Below are 16,522 nucleotides of genomic sequence, written 5' to 3'. Positions count from 1 at the left end.
TGCTTCTTCAGCCACAGGGGGCGGGCGCAATCCCATGACGTTCCAACAGCGTTTGATCCTGCTGGTCACCGGTCTGGTGCTGCTGGCGATCGCGGCGGTCACCACGACGATGGCCTGGACGACGCGCGCCGCCCTGACCGAGCGGATCGAGGCGGAGGCGCGGCTGACCGCCGGCCTGCTCGCGCGCGGAGCCGCCCAGGCCCGCGACATTCCGCAGGAGGTCGACGCCCTGCTGTCCGAACGGCTGCTGTCGGAAGCGACCCTGACCGCCCATCTGGTGGCGATGGCGGAAGCGGCGAAGCAGCCGCCGCGCGCCATCAACGACCGGCTGAAGCAGATCGCCGAAACCGGCGGCCCGGACGAGATGTGGATCACCGACAACCGCGGCCGGGCCTATCTGCACAATCTCGCCGGTCCCGACCCGGTCTTCGGCCAGGACGCCAAGGGCGGGCCGCGCCACGGCGCCTATGCCGGCCTGCTGAACCGCTCCCCCGCGTCGGTGGTTTCCGAACCGGCGATGGAGAACGGCAAGCTGATGAAGTTCGCCGGCGTGACCGGCGCCGACAAGCCGCGCATCGTCCAGGTCGGCGCCGACGTGCGGCGCCTCGCCGACATCGTGCGCAACTCCGGCACCGACGGCCTGATCGACGGGCTGCTCGCCACCCGCGCGGTGGAGGGGGCATGGCTGCTCGACCGCGAGGGGCGGGTTCTGGCCCGTGGGGCGGTGATGGGCGACGGGGCCGGCGGCCCGCTGTCCGACGCCGACACCGCGGCGGCGAAGGCGGTGGTGCCGGGTGGCGACGTGGCGATCCGCGTGTCGGGCAACAGCATGCTGGCCCTGGCGCCGATCCGTTATGCCGGCCCCGCCACCGCCGCGGGTTCGGCTGCGGGCATGCCGACGGTCGCGGTGGTCCGGGTTCCCTATACGGAGCCGGGGGCGATGCTGAGCCGCCAGCTGAAGATCGGCGGTCTGGTCGGCGTCCTCGTGCTGGCGCTGGGCGTCTATGCCTGCGTGCGCTTCGCCCGCGACCAGATGGCGCCGGTGGAGCGGTTGGGCGAGGCGGTCAAGGCGGTCGAGGCCGGCCGCTTCAACCCCTTCACCCTGAACGAGGCCGCCGACCGCGACGACGAGTTCGGCCGGCTGTCGCGCGTCTTCCGCCGCATGGCGATGGAGGCGAGCGCACGCGAGGAGACTCTCGACGCCCAGCTGGTCATGCGCGGGGCGGAGCTGGAGACCAAGACGGAGAAGCTGGCCGCCGCCGAACAGCTGATCGAGGAGGAACAGCGCGCCGCCCGCGACGTGCAGTCCAACCTGCTGCCCCGTCAGCTTCCGGTCGGCCGCGACAGCCAGTTCTACGGCATGCTGCTGCCGGGCCATACCGTCAGCGGCGACTTCTATGACGTGGTCGAACTGGACGACAGGCACAGCCTGCTTGTCACCGCCGGCGTGTCGGGCGGCGGCGTGCCGGCGGCCTTCCTGATGCTGATGGTGCGCGGCGCCATCCGCGAAGCCGCCCGTCCGGGCGTCGGCCCGGCGGCGATCCTGACCCTTGCGAACGAGCGGCTGTGCGGCGAAAGCCCCTTCAACGGCTTCGCCGCCGTCTTCGTCGCCGTCTATGACCGTGTGGCCGGCACGCTGGTCCATGCCGCCGCCGGTCATCGCGGCGCCTGCCGCATCACCGCCGATGGCGGGGTGGAGTTCCTGACCGCCACCGGCGGCCCGGCGCTGGGCGTCCGCCGTGGCGCGCCCTATGCCGAAGCTGTGGTGACGCTCAACCAGGACGAGACGCTGTTCCTGTGCACCGACGGCGTGCTGCGCTCCGTCGACGGCCAGCGCGAGCCCTTCGGCGAGGAGCGGCTTGCCGCCGCCCTGGCCCACAGCCGCGGCATGTCCGCCCGCGACCGCACCGAACTGGTGCTGCGCAGCGTGCAGGCCCATGTGGGGGCGGACGGCCTGATCGCCGGCGATCTGGTCTGCCTCGTCATGCGCCGTCTGCTGCCGGTGACGGAGGCGGCGGAGGCGGTTTGAGGGGAAGTTGCTGGCTGACGATGCCCCCTCCCCATCCCTCCCCCGCTGACGCGGGAGAGGGGGTAGGACGCCTTGGCGGCGTGATGTAAATGCTGAAGCGGCGGCAGTCCCCTCTCCCGCAGAGCGGGGGAGGGTTAGGGAGGGGGCATCTTCAGCCGATACCTCTACATCACCCCTACCGCTTCTCCCGCGCCCGAGATGCGGTCTCCCGCTCCAGCCTTTCGCGCAGGAAGGCCAGCACTGCGGCCTCCTCACCACTCAGCCCCGCCAGTTCGTCGCGCAGCTCGGCCTCGACCTCGCGCTTCAGCGACTCCAGCAGGGCGCCTTCCAGATAGGCGTCCAGCACCTCGGGGTGGACGTAGCTCTTGCGGCAGACGCTGGGGGTGTTGCCCAGGCGGGTGGCGACCTGCTCGATGGCGCGGGTGACGTTGCGCTTGGCGGCGCTGGCGCTGTCGAAGCTCTCGAACTCCCGCAGCGCCATCGCGGCCAGCACGGTGCCGGCCCAGGTGCGGAAGTCCTTGGCGGTGAAATCGGCGCCGGTCGCCTCGCGCAGATAGGCGTTGACGTCGCCGGAGGTCACGGCGTGGCGCTGGCCGTCGGCATCGAGATACTGGAACAGCTCGTCGCCCGGCACGTCGCGGCAGGCGGAGACGACGCGCGCCAGCCGGCGGTCGCGCAACGAGACGTTCCATTCCTTGCCCGACTTGCCCTTGAATGAGAAGCGGACCTCCGACCCTTCGATCTCGGTGTGGCCGTCGCGCAGCGTGGTCAGGCCGTAGCTTTTGTTCTCGCGGGCATAGCTCTCGTTGCCGACGCGGATCAGCGTGGTTTCCAGCAACCGGACCACGGCGGCCAGCACCTTCTTCCGCGGCAGACCACGGCGGCCGAGGTCGGCATTCACCCGCTCGCGCAGAAGCGGCAGGGCGCGGCAGAAATCCAGCATGCGGCCGAATTTGGTGCCCTCGCGCAGCTCGGTCCAGCGGCGGTGGTAGCGGTACTGCTTGCGTCCCTTGGCGTCGCGGCCGGTCGCCTGCAGATGGCCGTCGGGATCGGGGCAGATCCAGACGTCGCGGTAGGCGGGCGGGATCGCCAGCTTGCGGATGCGCGCCAGCGTGTCCTCCTCCGTCACTGCGACGCCGTCGGGCCGGAGGTAGCGGAAGCCCTTGCCGCAGCGCCGCCGCCGGATGCCGGGCATCTCGTCGGTGCTGTAGGTCAGCCCGGCGCAGGCGGCTTCCTGTTCGGGCGAGGGGGTGTCCGCGTCGGGGGAGACCGCATCGGGTGGGGCCAGATCGGACGGGGGGAGCGTGCTGTCCATAGCCCCATCAACGGCCGGCGCCGCATTTGGTTGCCGCTACCCCCTTCGGAGAGGGTTTCTTCGCAGTTGCAAAAACCCTATCCTGACGCAGCCAGACCCCCGGCCAGAAACACGAACGGAGTGCTTGAGCATGGACCGCAAGCCGGACGAAACGACGCTGACCGCCCATCTGCCGAACCTGGAAATCCAGATCCGCCACCGCGAGGCCGGCGACGATGGGGCGGAGGTGATCGCAATCCAGTTCCGCGCCACCCCATCCTTCGACGCTGTGGCCAAGCTGCTCGCCCCCAGCCTGATGACCCCGCTGCTGCTGGCCGGCCCCGTCGGCGGGAAGCCGGGTGCCGACCCGATGGCGGCGGCGGCCGGCATGGCCGAACTGTGGATGGCGCCGATGCGGCTGTGGGGCGAGATGGTGCGGCAGGCCTGGGCGCCCTGGGTTCAGATAGGGCTGCAGATGGGGCAGCGCCGCTAGGTCGGGGCCGTCAGGTCAGGGCCACTTCACCTCGGGCGGCAGGCTCATCAGGATCGCCTCGGTGTTGCCGCCGGTCTTCAGGCCGAAGGTGGTGCCGCGGTCGTAGAGCAGGTTGAACTCGACGTACCGGCCGCGGCGGATCAGCTGGTGCTCGCGCTGCTCGGCGGTCCAGGGCCGGTTCATGTGCCGGCGGACCAGCGCGGCGTAGCTGTCGAGGAAGGTGGTGCCGACATCGCGGGTGAAGGCGAAATCGGCCTCCCAGTCGCCCGACTCGAGATTGTCGAAGAAGATGCCGCCGACACCGCGCGCCTCGTCCCGGTGGGGCAGGTAGAAATAGCGGTCGCACCACTCCTTGTAGCGCGGGTAATAGTCCGGGTCGTGGCGGTCGCAGGCGGCGCGCAGGCCGGCATGGAAGTCGGCGGTGTCCCGGTCGTCCGGGATCATCGGCGTCAGGTCGGCGCCGCCGCCGAACCAGCCCTTGGTCGTCACGATGTGGCGCGTGTTCATGTGCGTCGCCGGCACCAGCGGCGAGCGCATGTGCGCCACCAGACTGATCCCCGCCGCCCAGAACGCGCCGGTCTCGGCCGCACCGGGGATGTTGGCGCGGAATTCCGGGCTGAAGGTGCCGTGGACGGTCGAGATGTTGACCCCGACCTTCTCGAACACCCGGCCCTTCATCACCGACATGGTGCCGCCGCCGCCCTCGCCGCCGGCATGATCCGGACGGGTCCAGCTCTTGCGCTCGAACCGGCCGGGGGGCAGGTCGGCATGGGTGCCGGTCAGTTCGTCCTCCAGCGTCTCGAAGGCGGCGCAGATGCGGTCGCGCAACTCCTGGAACCAGGCGGCGGCGCGGATCTTGCGGTCTTCGACGATGCTGGGGTCGGCTGTCATGGCGTATCCTGTCCGGCGGTTCGCCGCGTCTCTTGTGCGGCAGTCTGCCGCAAGGCCTCACCCAACACCATCGCCGCGCTGACCGCAACGTTCAAGGAGCGGGCGGGTGGCACCATCGGGATCACCAGCCGGGCGTCGGCGGCGTCATGCACCTCGTCGGGCACCCCGGCGCTCTCGCGGCCGACCAGGATGCGGTCGCCGGGGGCGAAGCGGAAGTCGGTGTAGGGGATCGCCGCCCGCGTGGTCAGCAGCACCAGCCGCCCGGCCTGCGGCGCCGCGCGGTACGCGGACCACGAGCTGTGCCGGACCCAGTCGAGATGGTCCAGATAGTCCATCCCGGCGCGCCGCAACCGGCGGTCATCCAGCACGAAGCCGCAGGGTTCGATCAGGTCGAGCGCGACGCCGAGCCCCGCCGCGAGTCGCATCAGCGTCCCCGCATTCTGCGGAATGTCGGGTTCGAACAGCACAAGGCGCAACGCGGGCCTTGCTTCGAAGTGTTTGTTTTGCATACAAATGTTCTTGCCCTTCGCACACGCGACAAATTGTCCCCCGGCCAAGGACTTTTCAAGATGTCGACGCGACGGTATACCGCAGGTCTGAATCCGGAGATACCCACTCCGGACCGACGCGGCATGCCTGAGGGTTTTCCTTCCGGCGGGCGGGCTAGCCGCGTCTTGCAGTATTACGGTCCATCGGTCGTCCGGCGCGGGCAAAGGGCGTCGGGCATGCCTTGAGGAGAAACAGGCTTATGGCTCAGACCACGCATCCGCCCGGGACGGGTGGCCACGCGGCCTCCGGCGGCGAGGGGGGTTCCCGCCGCGATTTTCTGTATCTTGCCACCGGTGCGGTCGGCGTCGTCGGGGCGGCCTCGGCGGCTTGGCCCTTCATCGACAGCCTGAACCCGGCGGCCGACACCCTGGCGCTCGCCTCCATCGACGTCGATCTGGCCCCCGTGGCCGTCGGCCAGGCGATCACGGTCACCTGGCGCGGAAAGCCTGTCTTTGTCCGCCACCGCACCGCCGAAGAGATCGAGTCCGCCAAGACGGTCAATCTGGGCGACCTGCGCGATCCGGTTGCCGACGATGCCCGCGTGAAGAAGCCGGAATGGCTGATCGTCATCGGCATCTGCACGCATCTGGGCTGTGTGCCGCTCGGGCAGAAGGTCACCGATCCGCGCGGCGACTATGGCGGGTGGTTCTGCCCCTGCCACGGCTCGCACTACGACACCGCTGGGCGCATCCGCAAGGGCCCGGCCCCCGCCAACCTTGTCCTTCCGACGTACGCCTTCACCGGCGATACCAAGATCCGGCTCGGTTAAGCGGCCCAACGGTTCTGGAGACCCCGAGATGGCTCAGGTTCAAGCCACCAAGTTCAAGAATCCGGTCGTGAACTGGATCGACAGCCGCCTGCCGATCTTCACGATGCTGGATCACGAGTACAATCACTACCCGATGCCGCGGAACGTCAACTATCTGTGGGCGTTCGGTGCCATTGCCGGCATCATGCTGGTCATCATGATCGCCACCGGCCTGTTCCTGGCGATGCAGTACTCGTCGCACACCTCGCTGGCCTTCAATTCGGTCGAGCGCATCATGCGCGACGTGAATTACGGCTGGCTGCTGCGCTATGTGCACGCCAACGGCGCGTCGATGTTCTTCATCGCCGTCTACATCCACATGTTCCGCGGCATGTATTACGGCTCCTACAAGGCGCCGCGCGAGATCCTGTGGATCCTGGGCGTCATCATCTTCCTCGTCATGATGGGCACCGCCTTCATGGGCTATGTGCTGCCCTGGGGCCAGATGAGCTTCTGGGGCGCCACCGTCATCACGAACCTGTTCTCTGCCTTCCCGATCGTCGGCGATCCCATCGTCACGCTGCTGTGGGGCGGCTTCTCGGTCGACAACCCGACGCTGAACCGCTTCTTCGCGCTGCATTTCCTGCTGCCCTTCGTCCTGCTGGGTCTGGTGATCCTGCATACGGCGGCGCTGCATGTCTGCGGTTCGAACAACCCGCTCGGCATCGAGCCCAAGGGTCCGCAGGACACCGTTCCGTTCAACCCCTACGTGACGGTCAAGGACGGCTTCGCCGTGGTGATCTTCCTGATCATCTACGCGGTGTTCGTGTTCTTCATGCCGAACTACATGGGCCATCCGGACAACTACATTCCGGCCAACCCGCTGGTGACCCCGGCGCACATCGTTCCGGAATGGTACTTCCTGCCCTTCTACGCCATGCTGCGCGCGATCCCGGACAAGCTGGGCGGCGTGCTGGCGATGTTCGGCTCGATCGCGCTGCTGGCCTTCCTGCCGTGGCTCGACCGCTCCAAGATCCGCAGCTGCAAGTTCCGCCCGATCTACCGCCAGTTCTTCTGGATCCTGGCGATCGACGCCCTGATCCTGGGCTATGCCGGTTCGCAGCCGGCCGAGGGGTCGTGGCTGCTGATCGCGCGTATCGGCACCGCCTACTACTTCTTCCACTTCCTGATCCTGCTGCCGTTGCTGGGCAAGCTGGAGCGCACACCTCCGCTTCCCACCAGCATCTCCGAGTCCGTTCTGAAGGGCGGTGGTGGCATCGCCGCCGGCGCCCATGCCAAGCCGATGGAGAAGGCCTGATGCGCGCGTTGAAGACTGCAATCCTTTCGGCGGCGCTGGCGCTCGGCATCGCCGGGGCCGCGCAGGCCTCCGAAGGCGTGCACATCCCCAAGCAGAGCTGGCCGCATTCCGGCATCTTCGGCACCATCGACAAGGCGGCGGCGCAGCGCGGCTTCCAGATCTACAAGGAAGTCTGCTCGGCCTGCCACTCGATGCATCTGGTGCCGATCCGCACGCTGGCCGGCATCGGCTTCAAGGAAGACGAGCTGAAGGCGCTCGCCGCCGGCTATGAGGTGCAGGCCGGTCCGAACGACGCGGGCGAGATGTTCATGCGTCCGGGCATCCCGGCCGACCGCTTCCCGTCGCCGTTCCCGAACGACCAGGCCGCCCGCGTGGCGAACAACGGCGCGCTGCCGCCGGACCTGTCGCTGATGGCCAAGGCCCGCGTCGGTGGCGAGGATTACCTCTATGCCTTCCTGACCGGCTTCGGGGAGCCGCCGCCCGACGTCCACATCATGGACGGCATGAACTACAACAAGGTGTTCCCCGGCCATCAGGTCGGCATGCCGAACATCCTGCAGCCCGACGGCGTCGCCTTCGCCGACGGCACCAAGGCGACGGTGGAACAGCAGGCGCACGACGTTGCGACCTTCCTGACATTCGTCGCCGAACCGCACCTGGATGCCCGCAAGCAGATGGGCGTCAAGGTCATCCTGTTCCTGCTGGTGCTGGCCGGCCTGATGTACGCCGCCAAGCGCAAGCTGTGGAGCACGCTGCACTGAGCCCGATGGTTCGGTGAGGCGATTTGAGACCTGGACAGGGCGCCCCGTTGGGCGCCCTGTTCCTTTTGGGGGAACGGGTCGTCGGACATCGGATACGGGGACGGAGAGGATAATGGTGGACAAGCTGATCGACGAGATCGTCGATTTCTGGTTCGACGAGGCGATGAAGCCCTACTGGTTCCGCAAATCGGCCAGCTTCGACCGGGCGGTCGCCGATACGCTGGGCCCGCATTACGAAGCGGCGGCGCACGGCGCGTACGATCATTGGATGGACGATGTCGACGGCTGCATCGCGCTGTGCGTGCTGCTGGATCAGGTGCCGCGCAACATGTTCCGCGATGACCCGCGCGCCTTCGCCACCGATGACAAGGCGCGGGCCGTCAGCGACCATGCCGTCGCTAACGGCTTCGATCTGGAATGCACGACCGACGAGCGGATCTTCCTCTACCTGCCGTTCGAGCATCACGAGGATTTGGCGAGCCAGGACCGCTCCGTCGCCCTCTTCACCGAGCGGGTGGGCGACGAGACGACGGTGCGCTATGCCCGGCGGCACCGCGAGATCATCCAGCGGTTCGGCCGCTTCCCCCACCGCAACGCCATCCTCGGCCGTCGCGGCACACCGGACGAGGACGCCTTCCTGAAGGAGCCGGACTCGTCCTTCTAAGATCTCAGACCGGTTGCGGCGCCAGCCAGCGTTCCAGGGCGCCCAGCAGGTCGGCGCGGCGGACCGGCTTGGTCAGATAGTCGTTCATCCCGGCGGACAGGCAGCGGATGCGGTCTTCCGGCTGGGCGTTGGCGGTGACGGCGATGATCGGGATGCGGCCCCGCCCGTCGCCCAGCCGGCGGATGGTGGCGGTCGCCGTCACCCCGTCCATGTCGGGCATCGCGACGTCCATCAGCACCGCTTCGGGCGGAACCGGCGCCTGGGCGACGGCCTCCACCGCTTCCGCTCCGCCATTGGCGGTTTCGACCGAGAAGCCCGCTTTGGCGAGCAGCCCGGCGACAACCATGCGGTTGGTGGCGCTGTCGTCCACCACCAGCAGCCGGCCGCCCCGCGCGCGAGCCCAGTTCATCAGCCGCTCGGCGTCGGTGGCGCGCGACGGCAGGGCGACCGGCATGTCCAGCACCGCCCGCCGCATCCCGTCGGCATGGTGTTCCACCGTCATCTGGGCGCCCAGTGCCGCCAGCAGGCGTCGGGCGAGTTCCTGGTCGAAGCCGGTCTCGCCATGGCTGTCGAATCGTCCGGTCAGCTCGGTCCGCAGGGTCACCCGCTCATCCCCGGCCGGCAGGGCCGACAGGCGGACGTCCAGCCGGCCGGGGCCGGCATTGGCGATGGCACTGGCGGCCAGCGCGTTGCACAGCGCCCCCGCGGTTTCCGCATCACCCACCAGCCGCGGCGGCATGCCGCTCAGCACGCTCACGTCCAGGGCGATGCCGCGTCCCTGGGCCAGGGCCGCGGTCGACACCGACAGCATGCGCGCCAGCGCTTCGGGAGCGAAGGCCGTCCCCCGCCGGTTGGGGGCGTGATGCAGATTGTCACCGTCCATGGCCCGCCATTGGCAAAATGCGAAGCAGCTTGCAGCGATCGGGCCGGAAAACGACCGGGGTCAGCGCTCCGGCCGATCTTGCGACCCATTCTCAGCAAGTTACGGGCCAGTGGCGCATCATTTAGCAAGCCCTAATCCACGAAGCGCGTTATCCTTCCGCGGTATACCTGGGTAGGCTGGCCGACACCGGAGAAGTGGCTCTATGGCAGAATCGATGTCCGGGCGACCGTTGGGCCGGCTGCGGCACATTCTTGCGGCGCTTGCGGTTCCGGCGCAGCTGCTGGCCGGTGCGGCGGCACATGCCGGCGAGGCGGTCCCTTATTGCACCGATCCGGATTGGCCGCCCTACGAATCGATCACCGCCGACGGAAAGCACCAGGGAATCGCCGCGGACCTGCTGGCCCTGGTTTCGCAACGCTCCGGTGTGGACCTGCGTGTCCTGTCGACCCATGATTGGGAGGTCAGCATCGCGGCGGCGCGCGATGGGCGTTGCCGCTTCCTCAGCTTTCTGAACCGGACGCCGACGCGTGAGGAGTGGCTGGCCTTCACCGAACCGCTGTTCGTCGATCCCAACGTGCTGGTGACGCGGGAGAATCACGACTATGTCGCCGATCTCGCCGGCGTCAGCGGCGAGACTATGGTGCTTCCCAAGGGTACGTCGATCGAAGAGAGGGTGCGGCGCGATTTCCCCAACCTGCGCATCGTCCTGGTCGACAGCGAGGCCGACGCATTTGCCATGGTGTCCTGTGGCAAGGCGGATATGACGCTGCGATCGCTGACGGTCGCCGTCTACACCATCAAGACGGCCGGCTGGTTCAACCTGAAGGTTGCGGGCCATGTGCCGGGCTATGAGAATCTGCTGCGGATCGGTGTGCGCCGGGACGAGCCGGACCTGCTGGCGGCCCTCGACCGCGGGGTCCGGACGATCTCGGCCGCCGAGCGGACCGCCATTGCCAACCGCCATGTCTCCATTCAGGTCCAGTCGCCGCTCGACCGCTGGACGTTGGCGAAACTGCTCGTGATTCCGGCGGCGGTCGTTCTGACGAGCCTGTTCTGGATCGTCAAGCTGATGCGGGTGAACGAGCGGCTGCGGGTGCAGTCGCGCACCGACGTCTTGACCGGCCTTGCCAATCGCAGCCGCCTGAATGACGTCTGCAGTTCGGAAATGGAACGGGCTGTCCGCTATGGCAGGCCGATGTCGATCATCCTCATCGATCTGGACCATTTCAAGCAGGTCAATGACCGCTACGGCCATGTCTTCGGCGATCAGGTCCTGGTAGAGTTCGCCGGTCTGGCCCGCGAAGCGCTGCGGTCGACCGATACGGTCGGCCGGTGGGGTGGCGAGGAATTCCTGGTCCTCTGCCCGGAGACTAGCCTGGAAGCCGCCTTTGCGATTGCCGAGCGGTTGCGGCGGACCATGCGCGCCTATGGGTTCCCCAACGGCCACCGGCAGACCGGCAGTTTCGGCGTCGCCGGCTTCCGGGACGGCGACAGCATCGACCGCCTGCTGATCCGGGCCGACAATGCGCTTTACCGGGCCAAGGACGAAGGGCGTGACCGGGTCGTTCTGGAAGATCGCGACGCGGTCCCGGCCGCGGCGGAGATCAACCGGACCGTGTGTCCGGCGGATTGAACAGATAGGGCACGAAGCTGCGGTGATGCTCGTTCACCCGCAATTCGCTGCCGATCGGCGGGAAGGCGCGCTGCTGGCAGTCGGTGCGCTCGCACAGGCGGCAGTTCACGCCGATCGGCACCGCCGCCTTCATGTCGGTGATGTCGATGCCGGCGGCATAGACCAGCTCCGGCGCGTGGCTCGCTTCGCAGCCCAGCCCGACGGCGAACTGCCGTGACGGCTTCAGATAGGCGCCGCCGCGCTTGGTCACCGTGCGGGCGATGCTGATATAGGCGGTGCGGTCGGGCATCTGGGCGAACTGCACCAGGATCTTGCCGGGCTGGGCGAAGGCCTCGTGCACGTTCCACAGCGGGCAGGCGCCGCCGAAACGGGCGAAGTGGAAGCGGGTGGCCGAATGGCGCTTGGTGATGTTGCCGGCCATGTCGACCCGCACGAAATAGAAGGGCAGGCCGCGCGCCCCCGGCCGCTGCAGGGTGGACAGCCGGTGGCAGACCTGCTCGAAGCTGGCGGAAAAGCGGCTTTGCAGTTGCTCCACATCGTGGCGCAGGGCGCGGGCCTGGGCGGCGAAGGCGCGGTAGGGCAGGACCAGCGCCCCGGCGAAGTAATTGGCAAGCCCGACCCGGCAGATCGACCGCGCGTCCTCGCTGGAGAATTTCGCCTGATCCACCAGTTCGTCGATCTGGTCGCCGAACTCCAGCAGCGCGATCTGGTTCGCCATGTGGAAGGCGCGGCTGGAACTGGTCAGCAGGGCCGACAGCCGCAGCGTTCCGGTGGTGGCGTCGTAGCTGCGCATGGCGGTTTCGCCCGCCTCGTCGGCGACGATCTTCACCCGCACGTCGTGACGGCGCTTCAGATAGGCGGCCAGTTCGTTCAGCAGCGATCCGGAATGGATCTTCTCGGTATCCCACAGCCGCTCCGCCGCCTCGTCCAGCGGGCCGATGTAATTGTTGCAATAGTGGAAATAGTCTCGCACCTCTTCATACGGAAATTGCGGGCCGGCGAAGCTGTCGCCCTGTTCGCGGTTGGACAGGCTGTCGGCCAGCGACTGCACCCGCTCATGCAGCTTCTGATAAGCCTGATGCAGGCTGAGCACCCGGCGGGCCAGTTCCGGGCTCGACCCCACCACGCTGCGCAATTCGCCCGCGGTCAGCGGCGCACCGGCGAACAGCGGGTCGGCCAGCGCCTCGCGCAGGTCGGAGACCAGCCGGCTGTCCTCGTCCTCCAGAAAGGCGGAGAGTTCCAGTTCGAAGATGGCGGCGATCCGCATCAGGACCGGCAGGGTCAGCGGGCGTTGGTTGTTCTCCAACTGGTTGAGATAGCTGGGAGAAAGCTCCAGTGTCTTGGCCAGCGACGCCTGGGTCAGGCCGCGCTGTTCGCGCAGGCGGCGCAGCTTGTAGCCAAGGAATAGCTTCTTTTGCATACGTATAAATTCCCGCCCCGGCGATGGCCTTGGAAACCGGCCGTTCTTCGCAATCTTAGCAACGGCAAAGCCGCAATTGCAAAGGGCTTCGCAACTTCGCACCTTTTTGCGAAGAGGCTGTTTGAAGCGCTGCGAAGTTTGTGAATAATCCGCGGCGTTCCGGTGAATGATTGCGTCGCTTGCCGCCGGAGCGGGGACAGTCACTGCGACGCCAAGGATTGGAAACGCCCGATGCAAGACATTCTGGCCAAGTTGGAGTCCAAGCGCGCCGCGGCGCGGCTGGGCGGCGGTGAGAAGCGCATCGCCGGCCAGCACGCCAAAGGCAAGCTGACCGCGCGCGAGCGAATCGACCTGTTCCTCGACGAAGGGTCGTTCGAGGAGTTCGACATGTTCGTCGAACATCGCTGCATCGACTTCGGCATGGAAAACCAGAAGGTTCCGGGCGACGGCGTGGTGACCGGCCACGGCACCGTCAACGGCCGCCTCGTCTTCGTCTTCAGCCAGGACTTCACGGTCTTCGGCGGCGCACTGTCCGAAGCGCATGCCGAGAAGATCTGCAAGATCATGGACCAGGCGCTGAAGGTCGGCGCCCCCGTCATCGGCCTGAACGATTCGGGCGGCGCCCGCATCCAGGAAGGCGTCGCCTCGCTCGGCGGCTATGCCGAGGTGTTCCAGCGCAACGTCGACGCGTCCGGCGTCATCCCGCAGATTTCCCTCATCATGGGGCCGTGCGCCGGCGGCGCGGTCTATTCGCCGGCCATGACCGACTTCATCTTCATGGTGAAGGACAGCTCCTACATGTTCGTCACCGGTCCCGACGTGGTGAAGACCGTCACCCACGAGGTCGTGACCGCGGAAGAGCTGGGCGGCGCCGTCACCCACTCCACCAAGTCGGGCGTGGCCGATCTGGCCTTCGAGAACGATGTCGAGGCGCTGCTGCAGCTGCGCCGCTTCGTCGATTTCCTGCCGTCGTCGAACCGCGAGAAGGCGCCGGTCCGTCCCTGCGCCGATCCGCTGGACCGCGAGGACTTCTCGCTCGACACGCTGGTGCCGGAAAACCCGAACAAGCCCTACGACATGAAGGAGCTGATCCTCAAGATCGTGGACGAGGGCGATTTCTTCGAACTCCAGCCGGAATACGCCAAGAACATCCTCATCGGCTTCGCCCGCATGAACGGCTCCACGGTCGGCATCGTCGCCAACCAGCCGATGGTGCTCGCCGGCTGCCTGGACATCGACAGCTCCAAGAAGGCCGCGCGCTTCGTCCGCTTCTGCGACGCCTTCGAAATCCCGATCCTGACCCTGGTCGACGTCCCCGGCTTCATGCCCGGCACCAGCCAGGAGTATGGCGGCATCATCAAGCACGGCGCCAAGCTGCTGTACGCGTACGCCGAGGCGACCGTGCCGAAGGTGACCGTCATCACCCGCAAGGCGTACGGTGGCGCGTACGACGTGATGTCGTCCAAGCATCTGCGCGGCGACGTCAACTATGCGTGGCCCTCGGCCGAAATCGCGGTGATGGGCGCCAAGGGGGCGGTGGAGATCATCTTCCGCGGCGACATCGGCGACGCCGAGAAGATCGAAGCGCGTACGGAAGAGTACAAGCAGAAGTTCGCCAATCCCTTCGTCGCCGCCTCGCGCGGTTACATCGACGACGTCATCATGCCGCACGGCACCCGCCGCCGCATCACGAAGGCGCTGTCCATGCTGAAGAACAAGCAGCTCCAGAACCCCTGGCGCAAGCACGACAACATTCCGCTGTGAGGGCCGGCAGCATGTTCGAGAAGATCCTCATCGCCAATCGTGGCGAGATCGCCTGCCGCGTCATCCGCACGGCACGCCGCATGGGCATCAAGACCGTCGCGGTCTATTCCGACGCCGACAAGAACGCCCTGCATGTCGAGATGGCCGACGAGGCCGTCCATATCGGCGCCGCCCCGTCGGCCCAGAGCTATCTGCTGGTCGACCGCATCGTCGAGGCCTGCAAGACGACCGGCGCCCAGGCCGTCCATCCTGGCTATGGCTTCCTGTCGGAGAAGCGCGAGTTCCAGGAGGCGCTGGCAGCCGCCGGCATCGCCTTCATCGGTCCGGACGCCCACGCCATCCAGGCCATGGGCGACAAGATCGAGTCCAAGAAGCTAGCCAAGGCCGCCGGCGTTTCGACCGTCCCCGGCTATCTCGGCGTCATCGCCGACGACAGCGAGGCGGTGACCATCGCCCGTGACATCGGCTATCCGGTGATGATCAAGGCGTCGGCCGGCGGCGGCGGCAAGGGCATGCGCGTCGCCTGGAACGACGAGGAGGCGCGCGAGGGCTTCCGCTCGGCCCAGAACGAGGCGCGTTCCAGCTTCGCCGACGACCGCGTCTTCGTCGAGAAGTACATCCAGCAGCCGCGCCACATCGAAATCCAGGTTCTGGCCGACGGTCAGGGCACCTGCCTGTATCTGGGCGAGCGTGAATGCTCGATCCAGCGCCGCCACCAGAAGGTCATCGAGGAGGCGCCGTCGCCGTTCCTCGACGCCGCCACCCGCAAGGCGATGGGCGAGCAGGCGGTGGCCCTGGCCAACGCGGTGCAGTACAAGTCGGCCGGCACGGTGGAGTTCATCGTCGACGCCGAGCGCAACTTCTACTTCCTGGAGATGAACACCCGTCTTCAGGTCGAACATCCGGTCACCGAGCTGATCACCGGCCTCGACCTCGTCGAGCAGATGATCCGTGTCGCCTACGGCGAGAAGCTGTCGATCAAGCAGGACGACGTGAAGCTGACCGGCTGGGCCGTCGAGGCGCGCGTCTATGCCGAGGATCCCTTCCGCAACTTCCTGCCCTCCACCGGCCGCCTGACCCATTACCAGCCGCCGGCCGCCGACCCACATGTCCGCGTCGACACCGGCGTGTTCGAGGGCGGCGAGATCTCGATGTACTACGATCCGATGATCGCCAAGCTCTGCACCTGGGGATCGACGCGCGACGCGGCGATCGCCGGCATGCGCGAGGCGCTGGACCAGTATTACATCCGTGGCGTCAGCCACAACATCCCGTTCCTGGCCTCGCTGATGGCGAATCAGCGCTTCGTCGACGGGCGGCTGACCACCAACTTCATCGCCGAGGAATATCCGAACGGCTTCCACGCCTCCGACCTGCCGCCGGAAGACCCAGCCGTGCTGATCGCGGTGGCGGCGGTGATCCATCGCAGCCTGAACGACCGCGACATCCAGATTTCCGGCAAGATGCCGGGCAGCAAGGTGACGGTGCGCGACGACTGGGTGGTGGTGCTGGACGGCACCCAGCATCCGGTGCACCTGCACCCGGCCGACGGCAGCCCGCAGCGGATCGGCTATACCGTCGACATCGACGGCAAGCACCACACGGTGTGGAGCGATTGGCGAATCGGCGAGCCGCTGTTCCGCGGCACGGTCAACGGCCAGCATGTCTGCGTGCAGATCGACCGCGTCGGCGTCGGCTATCGCCTGCACCACAGCGGATCGCAGGCCATCGTCAAGGTTCTGACCCCGAAGGCGGCCAAGCTGGACGCGCTGATGCCGGTCAAGGCGCCGCCGGACATGTCGAAGTTCCTGCTGTCGCCGATGCCGGGCCTGCTGGTGTCGCTGGCGGTGTCGGAAGGCCAGGAGGTCAAGGCCGGCGAAGTGCTGGCCGTGGTCGAGGCCATGAAGATGGAAAACATTCTGCGCGCCGCGCAGGACGGAACGGTCGCGAAAATCCACGCAGCCCCGGGCAGCAGCCTGGCGGTCGATCAGAAGATCGTGGAATTCGCGTAACCGTATAATAAGAAGAACAGTACCGAGAGGAAGCGTACCTCCTTGCCCCCTTCCAATGGTTCA

Annotated in this window: 14 protein-coding genes; 9 read left to right on the top strand and 5 right to left on the bottom strand. The window is 67.3% G+C overall.

The annotated features are described in order from the left end of the window. Positions 1-34: 34 nt before the first annotated feature. Positions 35-2,029, top strand: a complete 1,995-nt coding sequence (locus FZ029_RS12050) for a SpoIIE family protein phosphatase (RefSeq protein WP_149269447.1) — start codon at positions 35-37, stop codon at positions 2,027-2,029. A 175-nt stretch (positions 2,030-2,204) separates the two neighbouring features. Here the strand turns inward: FZ029_RS12050 and FZ029_RS12045 are convergent, their stop codons facing one another. Next, positions 2,205-3,344, bottom strand: a complete 1,140-nt coding sequence (locus FZ029_RS12045; RefSeq protein ID WP_149269446.1) for a DNA topoisomerase IB — start codon at positions 3,342-3,344, stop codon at positions 2,205-2,207. Between the two features lie 130 nt (positions 3,345-3,474). On the opposite strand from FZ029_RS12045, the gene FZ029_RS12040 reads away from it, so the two are divergent. Continuing rightward, complete coding sequence (locus FZ029_RS12040; RefSeq protein WP_149269445.1) at positions 3,475-3,816, top strand: hypothetical protein; 342 nt, start codon at positions 3,475-3,477, stop codon at positions 3,814-3,816. Between the two features lie 15 nt (positions 3,817-3,831). On the opposite strand, the gene hemF is transcribed toward FZ029_RS12040, so the two are convergent. Together hemF and FZ029_RS12030 are read right to left on the bottom strand one after the other, a co-directional pair. After that, complete coding sequence (hemF, locus tag FZ029_RS12035) at positions 3,832-4,707, bottom strand: oxygen-dependent coproporphyrinogen oxidase (RefSeq protein ID WP_149269444.1); 876 nt, start codon at positions 4,705-4,707, stop codon at positions 3,832-3,834. Next, positions 4,704-5,183 (bottom strand): tRNA (cytidine(34)-2'-O)-methyltransferase, encoded by a 480-nt coding sequence (locus tag FZ029_RS12030; RefSeq protein ID WP_149269495.1) that lies wholly within the window; start codon positions 5,181-5,183, stop codon positions 4,704-4,706. The genes hemF and FZ029_RS12030 overlap by 4 nt, the downstream gene beginning before the upstream one ends. Before the next feature lie 272 nt (positions 5,184-5,455). Here FZ029_RS12030 and petA point away from each other — a divergent pair, with 272 nt between their 5' ends. The 4 genes from petA to FZ029_RS12010 all read left to right on the top strand — a co-directional run bounded on the left by petA (position 5,456) and on the right by FZ029_RS12010 (position 8,747). Next, positions 5,456-6,025, top strand: coding sequence for a ubiquinol-cytochrome c reductase iron-sulfur subunit (gene petA / locus FZ029_RS12025; RefSeq protein ID WP_109075514.1), 570 nt, complete (start codon positions 5,456-5,458; stop codon positions 6,023-6,025). Between the two features lie 28 nt (positions 6,026-6,053). Then, positions 6,054-7,322 (top strand): cytochrome b/b6, encoded by a 1,269-nt coding sequence (locus FZ029_RS12020; protein ID WP_149199245.1) that lies wholly within the window; start codon positions 6,054-6,056, stop codon positions 7,320-7,322. Next, the gene (locus FZ029_RS12015; RefSeq protein ID WP_149199246.1) at positions 7,322-8,083 is read left to right on the top strand and encodes a cytochrome c1; all 762 of its coding nucleotides are present in this window, start codon (positions 7,322-7,324) and stop codon (positions 8,081-8,083) included. Before FZ029_RS12020 ends, FZ029_RS12015 begins: the two co-directional genes overlap by 1 nt. A 112-nt stretch (positions 8,084-8,195) precedes the next feature. Beyond that, a complete protein-coding gene (locus FZ029_RS12010) occupies positions 8,196-8,747 on the top strand; it encodes a DUF924 family protein (protein ID WP_149269443.1) in 552 nt (183 codons plus the stop codon). Positions 8,748-8,751: 4 nt separating this feature from the next. On the opposite strand, the gene FZ029_RS12005 is transcribed toward FZ029_RS12010, so the two are convergent. Next, a complete protein-coding gene (locus FZ029_RS12005; RefSeq protein ID WP_149269442.1) occupies positions 8,752-9,630 on the bottom strand; it encodes a response regulator in 879 nt (292 codons plus the stop codon). Between the two features lie 202 nt (positions 9,631-9,832). On the opposite strand from FZ029_RS12005, the gene FZ029_RS12000 reads away from it, so the two are divergent. Continuing rightward, a complete protein-coding gene (locus FZ029_RS12000) occupies positions 9,833-11,263 on the top strand; it encodes a diguanylate cyclase (protein WP_149269441.1) in 1,431 nt (476 codons plus the stop codon). On the opposite strand, the gene FZ029_RS11995 is transcribed toward FZ029_RS12000, so the two are convergent. Beyond that, a complete protein-coding gene (locus tag FZ029_RS11995; protein ID WP_149269440.1) occupies positions 11,235-12,683 on the bottom strand; it encodes a short-chain fatty acyl-CoA regulator family protein in 1,449 nt (482 codons plus the stop codon). The genes FZ029_RS12000 and FZ029_RS11995 overlap by 29 nt on opposite strands. 231 nt (positions 12,684-12,914) lie before the next feature. Here FZ029_RS11995 and FZ029_RS11990 point away from each other — a divergent pair, with 231 nt between their 5' ends. Further along, positions 12,915-14,447 carry an acyl-CoA carboxylase subunit beta gene (locus FZ029_RS11990; RefSeq protein WP_149269439.1) on the top strand — a complete coding sequence of 511 codons (1,533 nt, stop codon included), beginning with the start codon at positions 12,915-12,917 and terminating at the stop codon, positions 14,445-14,447. Positions 14,448-14,458: 11 nt separating this feature from the next. Next, positions 14,459-16,459 (top strand): acetyl/propionyl/methylcrotonyl-CoA carboxylase subunit alpha, encoded by a 2,001-nt coding sequence (locus FZ029_RS11985; protein WP_149269438.1) that lies wholly within the window; start codon positions 14,459-14,461, stop codon positions 16,457-16,459. Positions 16,460-16,522: the final 63 nt, after the last annotated feature.

Source organism: Azospirillum sp. Sh1 (assembly GCF_008365135.1).
Taxonomy (GTDB): Bacteria; Pseudomonadota; Alphaproteobacteria; order Azospirillales; family Azospirillaceae; genus Azospirillum; species Azospirillum oryzae.
Note: the sequence above shows the minus strand (reverse complement) of the source record. Positions and strands in the feature narration are given on the sequence as shown.

Bases quoted from the DNA above. Each gene is read 5' to 3' on its own strand.
- FZ029_RS12050 (WP_149269447.1), top strand. From the start codon at position 35: ATGACGTTCCAACAGCGTTTGATCCTGCTGGTCACCGGTCTGGTGCTG.
- FZ029_RS12045 (WP_149269446.1), bottom strand. From the start codon at position 3,344: ATGGACAGCACGCTCCCCCCGTCCGATCTGGCCCCACCCGATGCGGTC.
- FZ029_RS12040 (WP_149269445.1), top strand. From the start codon at position 3,475: ATGGACCGCAAGCCGGACGAAACGACGCTGACCGCCCATCTGCCGAAC.
- hemF (WP_149269444.1), bottom strand. From the start codon at position 4,707: ATGACAGCCGACCCCAGCATCGTCGAAGACCGCAAGATCCGCGCCGCC.
- petA (WP_109075514.1), top strand. From the start codon at position 5,456: ATGGCTCAGACCACGCATCCGCCCGGGACGGGTGGCCACGCGGCCTCC.
- FZ029_RS12020 (WP_149199245.1), top strand. From the start codon at position 6,054: ATGGCTCAGGTTCAAGCCACCAAGTTCAAGAATCCGGTCGTGAACTGG.
- FZ029_RS12015 (WP_149199246.1), top strand. From the start codon at position 7,322: ATGCGCGCGTTGAAGACTGCAATCCTTTCGGCGGCGCTGGCGCTCGGC.
- FZ029_RS12010 (WP_149269443.1), top strand. From the start codon at position 8,196: ATGGTGGACAAGCTGATCGACGAGATCGTCGATTTCTGGTTCGACGAG.
- FZ029_RS12005 (WP_149269442.1), bottom strand. From the start codon at position 9,630: ATGGACGGTGACAATCTGCATCACGCCCCCAACCGGCGGGGGACGGCC.
- FZ029_RS12000 (WP_149269441.1), top strand. From the start codon at position 9,833: ATGGCAGAATCGATGTCCGGGCGACCGTTGGGCCGGCTGCGGCACATT.
- FZ029_RS11995 (WP_149269440.1), bottom strand. From the start codon at position 12,683: ATGCAAAAGAAGCTATTCCTTGGCTACAAGCTGCGCCGCCTGCGCGAA.
- FZ029_RS11990 (WP_149269439.1), top strand. From the start codon at position 12,915: ATGCAAGACATTCTGGCCAAGTTGGAGTCCAAGCGCGCCGCGGCGCGG.
- FZ029_RS11985 (WP_149269438.1), top strand. From the start codon at position 14,459: ATGTTCGAGAAGATCCTCATCGCCAATCGTGGCGAGATCGCCTGCCGC.